The following is a 7,013-nucleotide window of genomic DNA, read 5'->3' as shown; positions in this document are numbered from 1 at the left end:
ATTCCGACCAGTCTGAGCTTGCACCACGGACAGTGATCGCATCTGTTGTGAAACGGGTCGATCATGTTGTCTATCTCGAAATTGAAGCTGCCTTTTCGGGAAGGCTGGTTCGGAGTGCAGACGTGATCGGCCTCTCGGACGGTGGCTCAGCACTCATCATAAACCCGCGTTACCCGGATCTTAGCAATCTTATTGAAGATAGGTATTCAGAAGCAGCCGAAAGAGAGGCAGAGTATCTGCTCGGGAAAGAAGACGTTTGAAGAGAGAATAAAATACGACGGGGGAGAAGCAGGCATTCCCCCCGGCTCATTCATTTGTACGTAATCTCGCAGTTCTGGAGACAGGAATCGAGGATTGTTTGCCTTTCTGCATAGTTTACGTAACAGTAATTCAGGCATTTATTGTAGGTGGTGGAGCCGGGTAGATTCAGCACAGCTGCGCCTGCGAGTTCGCCATCTTCAAAGCCGGCAGAATAGCCCGACTGGACACCTGCCTGGTACGAAACCACCCCGACTGCGATAGCAATCAGTATTGCTGCAACCAGGGCTCCATACTTTTTTGTCTGCTCATCCATTGGAAGTGAGAATACCTGCAAGCTATTTATTCATTCCTCAACAGATCAGATCGCAATCAGATAGGCATTCAAATCTGTTTTCTGCATAATTGCATTTGAATAAGCAGTTCTTACATTTTGTACTGATAGCAGAGTTGTAGACATCTTCTGCCGAGTCCATTCCATCTACAAATCCCCCTGCATATCCTGCCTGGGACCCCGCCTGCCAGGAGATTCCCGCAACAAGCAGAATAACCAGAATGATTGCAGCCCAGATCCCATACTGCTTCAGAGACTCATTCATGAATACAGGTAACCAATGAAGAGGTATTTATTAGTTCTTCACATCAAAACAAAAAGAGAGATCTTCCCTATACGGAGACAATGAATGGAGACAGAAGATGATGCGTGAAAAGAGGGGGGGTGTTTCTCTTCGAATCCCCGCCATCACCTTCATGCTCCTCTGCCTCCTTGTTGCCACCGGTACAGCAGCTGATGCCATTCCAAAACCTCAATCGACAGATACACCTGTTGAGACGATTGATGCGATCTTCTTCCATAGCATCACCTGCGCAAGCTGTACCCGCATGCAACCTCTGGTGGAGGCGGTTGCCGATGAATACCCGGAGGTTCGTCTTCTCTCCATTGAGATCGCATACAACAGGACGAACCTGGATCTCTTCCATGATACCATCCAGAACCGCTCCATCGGATCATATATCATTCCCCTCCTTCTTCTCGGGAACATGACCTTCTCCGGAGAGGAGGAGATCCGCATCTCCCTTCTGCCGTACCTGAGGCATGAGGGAGATCTCGTTGCTGATGCCAAAAAGCCGATCGCCTTCGCGGGCCCCGTGATCCCGGATCACCCATCCGGGGGAACAGAGGGCACCGGAAACCTTACTGCACCGGATAACGGCTCTTCCGGGCGGCTTGAGGTGACTGTGCTCTCAGTACTGGCAGCGGCGGCTGTCGACAGCATCAACCCCTGTGCCTTCGCCGTCCTCTTTATCCTCCTCGCATACCTCACCTCCCTCCATGACAGACGAAGGCTGCTTATTGTCGGGCTCACCTATATCGGGGTTGTCTTTGCCGTATACCTTGTTGCCGGGCTCGCACTCCTTGGGTTCGTCCATAGCCTTGGGATTTCAGGACCGGTCCTAACCATCGCCGCTCTTGTGGTGATAGGAGCCGGTTTCATTCAGATTATGGATCTGGTGCTGAAACAGAACGGCTTTTCCCTCTCGATTCCGGAAGCGGCAAAAGAGAAGATCAGCAGGAATATTCGGCGTGCCACCATCCCCTCGGCAGTTGCGCTTGGGGCACTCGTCAGCCTCGTCGAGCTCCCCTGCACAGGCGGGATCTATCTTGCGATACTGGGGTTGATTTCTGATCGGATGACCTTTGCAGAGGGGCTGCCATACCTGATCCTCTACAATATCATCTTCGTGCTCCCCCTTGTAATCGCCCTTGGAATCGTCTACTCCGGTACATCCCCTGACCGTGTTGAGGCACTGAGATACCGGTACAACCGTCCGGTGAGGCTTGTAATCGGCATCTTCATGATCGGAATAGGGGCGTCTATGCTGCTTGGGATAGTATAAAGGGAGACGGTTCACCATTCGCAAAGCGGTTTTGTAAAACAAGAGATGTTTTTCGTAATACTTAATGCATACAATAACTAATTACATTAATAGGAGAACGGTGGCAGAGTAATCTATGCCATTTCAAAGCTCCTGCCATCCTTTTTGTATGCCGGTGATACCTGATGCAGCCCACGACAATCGACTGGAATTTGATCTGGAGAGAACAGCAGAGAGAGCACCATGCGACCAACATGGAGAAGAACGATGCGAGCTTCTGGGATGCTAAGGACGCGGCACGCCGGTTCTATGCGATGGCGCACGAAAACAATGGCGAGCGGATCAACAAAACCCTGAAGGAACTCCCGCTGACCCCGGATTCGCGGGTCCTCGATATCGGCTCGGGACCGGGGGCAATAGCCATCCCGATTGCAAAGCAGGTGGCGCATCTTACCGCGGTTGAGCCATCTGAAGGAATGGCTGCTGTATTTGCCGAGAAGATCGAAGAGGAAAAGTGCGGCAATATCACCCTTATCAGGAAACGATGGGAGGATGTCCATGTGAAAGCGGATCTGGAGCCGCCATACGACATTGTCTTTGCCTCCTACTCTCTTGATCTCCCCGACATTCGCGGAGCGATTCAGAAGATTGAGGAGGCTGCATCAAAATATATCGCGATCTACTGGTTTGCGGGCGAGACCTCCTGGGATGCGATGTCACGTGATCTCTGGCCACAACTTCATGGATGTGAGTATGTGCCCTCCCCGAAATGCGATATCCTCTATAATGTCCTCTACTCGATGGGAATCTACCCACATATCGAGTCATTCCCCTTCCGGCATATCAACCGGTTCGAGACCCTTGAAGAGGCGGTCGAACACTTTTCCGGGAGATTCTTTGCAGAGACTGATGACCAGAAGGATCTGATCAGGAGATACCTTGAGAGACATACCATTCAGGATGACGGCACGATCATCATTCCCGGCAACTCGACCCGTGTCAGGATCTGGTGGGAGAAGACGGATCTTGTGCATTCAAACAGGTAAACAAAAAAACGAGGGGTTGTTGAAAAGAGAGTTACTCGGTCGTCTTCCCGTCGAAATGCTCGTGGGCAGCTTCTGCTTCTGCCTTTGTTTTATGGATCGTCTTATCCTGGTGTTCCGGCGGGGAGTAGATGGTGTATAACTTCAGATCGGCTGTCTTTGAGGTATTGATCACGTTATGTTCTGCACCCGCAGGAACAACCACGGCACTGCCGTCTTTGACTGCATGTGAAACACCATCGATGACAACCTTTCCTTCACCCTCTTCAAAGCGGAAGAACTGATCAATATCATCATGCACCTCTGATCCGATCTCCTCGCCAGCCTTTAGGCACATCAGCACGAGCTGGCTGTACTTCCCGGTATACAGGACTCTCCTGAAATCAGTGTTCTTTAAGGTCTCTGTCTCAATATCTGCTGCAAATCCTTTCTTCATATCGTATTCCTCCAATCTTTTTTTGTACGGCAAAGCCGCTCAGTTACCACTGGGTGTGGGGATTATATCAGGGTTTTGGAGATGGCAATTACCTGCTACGTTCACTTTCACACTCAGCGGTTGGGGTTTTATTGCATCCCGTGGAGAAGATTGATATGACACACAGTGAGGTGTTATTGAATGAATGTATCTACACCGGAAATTCAGGAGATCGATGCGAGAGAGGTCGCATCGGTCACATTTGTAGGGAATTATCTTGGAAATGCGAGCGTCTTTGAAAAGCTGTTTGGTACGCTCTGCGGATGGGCAGGCGAAAAGCAGCTGATTTCGCCGGAGACTCAGATGTTATCTGCCTATTACAATGACCCCGACACCACTCCGCCGGAAGAGCTGAGGGTCGATGTCTGCATGACGATCCCCCCCGGAACAGAGATCCCCACGGAGGGAGAGGTACGGAAGCAGACCCTCCCCGGAGGAAAGTATGCAGTTATGAAGGCCGAACTCACCGGGCCTGAGGAGTATGGTCCCGTCTGGTGTGCACTGGCAGAATGGCTTGGGGAGAATAATGTCGAACTCGATCTCTCAAGGCCGGGATATGAGCACTATCTCAACTGTCCGGACGAAGACCCGGAGAAGCTCCATCGTGTCGAGATCTGCCTTGGCGTGAAATGAGGCAGGCTAAGAAGAGCTTTTGAGAAGTTAAAACCTTCAATCCCCTATTTACTTGACATAAACAGGCTGAGCGAGATCCCGGTGATCAGTGCGACAAGGGCTTCTGATCCGAAGTATTCGGGAGAGAAGAGGATCTCAAGCGGGATTCCTCCCCAGAAATGACCGAGGATCAGTGAGAGGATCAGTCCGAGGAGGAATACGATGCCGAAATGCCTCAACCCGACGAGATAGTCTGTGTAGACGAGCCTGATAAAGATGAAGCAGGCTCCGACATACATGATGAAGAATGTCAGCCCTGCCTCGGCTGTTACTGCAGCGATCGTCCGTGACGAGAATATGCCAAACTCTGCGATGATCAGGTAGATGATGATCCGTCCAAGAGTACTATCCTCGGTTCGCGTAAGGAATTGTGTCAGGGACATCCCAGGCTCCTCACCGCCGGGTGTACGTTCCACACTCTTCTCAGAGAAGATCTGCGGCATCTCCGGGATCACCATACCCCGCTTCCTCATCACCTTCAGGACAGCTTTCACAACCGCAATAAGGGCAACTCCAATGGCGAGGATACCCGCGAAGAGGCCCGCAAGGCCGAAGAATATGTTATCCAGCGTGAGCCCCCCCTGCACGATCCTGAAGACGAAGTCATAGAGGAAGATGTAGGTGGCAAAAATGATGATCAGAAGCAGGGCAACCTTCCTGAGATCGTTTCTGGTGAGGTTCATCAGGATCTCAAGCTGCTTGTTCGCTGAATCAAGTGCTTTTTCTGTCTTTCTCAGATCAGTCACATCCTGGCCCTGGGCAATGGTGGCAATCACCGTCTTACCATCTTCTGCAAGGATATTTGAGGAGTTCCAGATAACAGCACGGATATCCTTGTTTCGTGTGCGTATCGGTATCTCTGTCCCTTCCCACGATGAGCCGCAACTCGCCCCCTGGATCAGCTCCATCGCAGATTCGCAGGTGTCGGAGCAAAAGAGGATGCTGAGATCTGATCCTATCGCCTCCTCGGCAGTGATACCGGAGAGTCGTGCAAAAGCCGTGTTGAACCGGGTAATTTTACCCTCTGCATCCCAGACGACGATCGGGGCATTGGTATAGGAGATGAGGTTATTCAGGAAGTCATTTGTCTCGAGGAGCTCCCGCTGCATCCGCTGAATCTCATCACGGTTCGCCTGCATCTCGGCTTCAAGTGCAAGAAGCTGCTCATTCTTACTCTGGAGCGCCTCATTGATCGTATTCAGCTCAAGAGTCCGTGCCCGGAGCCCCCGCTCTGTTACCATCCATCCTTCCATCAGGAAGGTGACGACTGCGCCGACGATAATAAAGATGAGAACCCGGATTACACCGTTTACGAGATGATCGATACCCGCTGCCGAAATGAGGATGATCAGGTACAGAAGCGCTAATATAATCGAGTAGATGAGGCCCTGCCGGAGATAGAAGAGACAGGCAAGGATGATCGGGATGAAGAAGAGGATCTGGGCAATATCTGAGAAGCCTGAGGTGAGAAGGAGGATGCTCAGCAGAATGCTGAGAATGGTGGAGCAGATGACAGCTAAAAGCGCCACCCTTGGATCAACAGGCAGGTGCATCTCCCGCTCCCATAGAGTCTCAATGAGAGAGGAGATCTCACCCGGGATCGGCATATTGTGTCATTAGGAGAATGGAGACAATAATTATTTCCATTGATTCGGATGGAGGGACAGTGATTTTCAGAAGGGTGAAGGAAGCGTTCCCACGGTGCTACCGGGAAGGCTGTATGGACAGGGATGTGGATCAACCACTTGGCTGGAAATTCATTGAAGAAGGTTTATTGTTCTTGGTACCAATTCAAGGATATGCAATCCCCCGGATCCGATGATCCGTCGATTTCACTCCTCTATGTGGATGACGAGCCGGCGCTCCTTGAGATTGGAAAGGCATTTCTTGAGAGAGGCGCCGGTATCCGGGTTGATACGCAGGAGACGGCAATTGATGCACTTCGCCTGCTGGAGACGCAATCCTATGATGTAATCGTCTCCGATTACCAGATGCCCGACATGGACGGGATCGCATTTTTAAAGGCCCTGAGGGAGAGGGGCGACACAACCCCGTTCATCATCTTCACCGGAAAAGGACGGGAAGAGGTCGTCATCGAAGCATTTGATGCAGGTGCAGACTTCTACCTCCAGAAAGGAGGAGATCCGAGATCCCAGTTTGCCGAACTTGAGAGGAAAGTACGAAAGGCGGTTGATCTCCACCGGGCAGAGAGGGCAACCAGGGAGAGTGAGGAGCGGTTCAAGAGGGTGATGAGCCTTGTTCCGGATATGATCTCGATCCACGATCCTGAGATGACGATCCTCTACAGCAACTGGATGGGCTTTGGGGCTGTACCGGAAGAAAAACGGCAGGTACAGACAAAGTGCTACAGGACATACAGGGATTATGATGACATCTGCCCGGACTGCCAGGCAAAAGAGGTTCTTGCCTCAAAGGAGCCGGTTCATCGGGAGGTGCTCCTCCCCGATGGCAGATGGATCGATCTCCGGGTGATACCGGTTCTGGATGCAGATGGAAACGTCGATTTCTTCCTTGAATGGGTTCGGGATATCTCAGAGATGAAGCGTTCGAATTCTGAAATATCTGACGTTCAGCGGCTCCTTCAAGGGATGCTGGATGGTGTTCCGGATATCATCGGACTGCAACGGCCGGATCATACCATTATCAGGTACAATAAAGCCGGATAC

The 7,013-nt window shown here is 51.3% G+C and carries 8 protein-coding genes and 1 pseudogene; 5 read left to right on the top strand and 4 right to left on the bottom strand.

Annotated features, from left to right (window positions below; genetic code table 11):
• A pseudogene (locus QCH34_RS04170) lies at positions 1-260 on the top strand (hypothetical protein); the annotation flags it as partial.
• A gap of 50 nt (positions 261-310) precedes the next feature.
• On the opposite strand, the gene QCH34_RS04165 reads toward QCH34_RS04170, so the two are convergent.
• Both QCH34_RS04165 and QCH34_RS04160 read right to left on the bottom strand, forming a co-directional pair.
• Positions 311-574 (bottom strand): hypothetical protein, encoded by a 264-nt coding sequence (locus QCH34_RS04165; protein ID WP_300330566.1) that lies wholly within the window; start codon positions 572-574, stop codon positions 311-313.
• A gap of 37 nt (positions 575-611) precedes the next feature.
• On the bottom strand, positions 612-857 hold the full coding sequence (locus tag QCH34_RS04160; protein WP_300330563.1) for a hypothetical protein: 246 nt from the start codon (positions 855-857) through the stop codon (positions 612-614).
• Between the two features lie 97 nt (positions 858-954).
• On the opposite strand from QCH34_RS04160, the gene QCH34_RS04155 reads away from it, so the two are divergent.
• Complete coding sequence (locus QCH34_RS04155) at positions 955-2,157, top strand: cytochrome c biogenesis protein CcdA (RefSeq protein WP_300330561.1); 1,203 nt, start codon at positions 955-957, stop codon at positions 2,155-2,157.
• A 164-nt stretch (positions 2,158-2,321) separates the two neighbouring features.
• Positions 2,322-3,182, top strand: a complete 861-nt coding sequence (locus QCH34_RS04150; protein ID WP_300330558.1) for a class I SAM-dependent methyltransferase — start codon at positions 2,322-2,324, stop codon at positions 3,180-3,182.
• Between the two features lie 31 nt (positions 3,183-3,213).
• On the opposite strand, the gene QCH34_RS04145 is transcribed toward QCH34_RS04150, so the two are convergent.
• Positions 3,214-3,615 carry a cupin domain-containing protein gene (locus tag QCH34_RS04145; RefSeq protein WP_300330555.1) on the bottom strand — a complete coding sequence of 134 codons (402 nt, stop codon included), beginning with the start codon at positions 3,613-3,615 and terminating at the stop codon, positions 3,214-3,216.
• A gap of 180 nt (positions 3,616-3,795) precedes the next feature.
• Here QCH34_RS04145 and QCH34_RS04140 point away from each other — a divergent pair, with 180 nt between their 5' ends.
• Positions 3,796-4,287: a GyrI-like domain-containing protein gene (locus QCH34_RS04140; RefSeq protein WP_300330552.1), complete on the top strand. Its 492-nt coding sequence runs from the start codon at positions 3,796-3,798 to the stop codon at positions 4,285-4,287.
• A 44-nt stretch (positions 4,288-4,331) separates the two neighbouring features.
• Here QCH34_RS04140 and QCH34_RS04135 read toward each other — a convergent pair whose 3' ends face one another.
• Positions 4,332-5,933, bottom strand: a complete 1,602-nt coding sequence (locus QCH34_RS04135; RefSeq protein WP_300330547.1) for a PAS domain S-box protein — start codon at positions 5,931-5,933, stop codon at positions 4,332-4,334.
• Positions 5,934-6,125: 192 nt separating this feature from the next.
• On the opposite strand from QCH34_RS04135, the gene QCH34_RS04130 reads away from it, so the two are divergent.
• A partial coding sequence (locus QCH34_RS04130; protein WP_300330543.1) for a response regulator occupies positions 6,126-7,013 on the top strand: 888 nt, incomplete at its 3' end.

It is taken from the genome of Methanocalculus sp. (assembly GCF_029762515.1).
Classification (GTDB): Archaea; Halobacteriota; Methanomicrobia; order Methanomicrobiales; family Methanocorpusculaceae; genus Methanocalculus.
The sequence above is the reverse complement of the archived record's forward strand: the minus strand, read 5'-3'. Positions and strand labels throughout refer to the sequence as shown.

Excerpts from the sequence above, each read along its gene's own strand:
- QCH34_RS04165 (WP_300330566.1), bottom strand. The coding sequence starts at position 574 with ATGGATGAGCAGACAAAAAAGTATGGAGCCCTGGTTGCAGCAATACTG.
- QCH34_RS04160 (WP_300330563.1), bottom strand. The coding sequence starts at position 857 with ATGAATGAGTCTCTGAAGCAGTATGGGATCTGGGCTGCAATCATTCTG.
- QCH34_RS04155 (WP_300330561.1), top strand. The coding sequence starts at position 955 with ATGATGCGTGAAAAGAGGGGGGGTGTTTCTCTTCGAATCCCCGCCATC.
- QCH34_RS04150 (WP_300330558.1), top strand. The coding sequence starts at position 2,322 with ATGCAGCCCACGACAATCGACTGGAATTTGATCTGGAGAGAACAGCAG.
- QCH34_RS04145 (WP_300330555.1), bottom strand. The coding sequence starts at position 3,615 with ATGAAGAAAGGATTTGCAGCAGATATTGAGACAGAGACCTTAAAGAAC.
- QCH34_RS04140 (WP_300330552.1), top strand. The coding sequence starts at position 3,796 with ATGAATGTATCTACACCGGAAATTCAGGAGATCGATGCGAGAGAGGTC.
- QCH34_RS04135 (WP_300330547.1), bottom strand. The coding sequence starts at position 5,933 with ATGCCGATCCCGGGTGAGATCTCCTCTCTCATTGAGACTCTATGGGAG.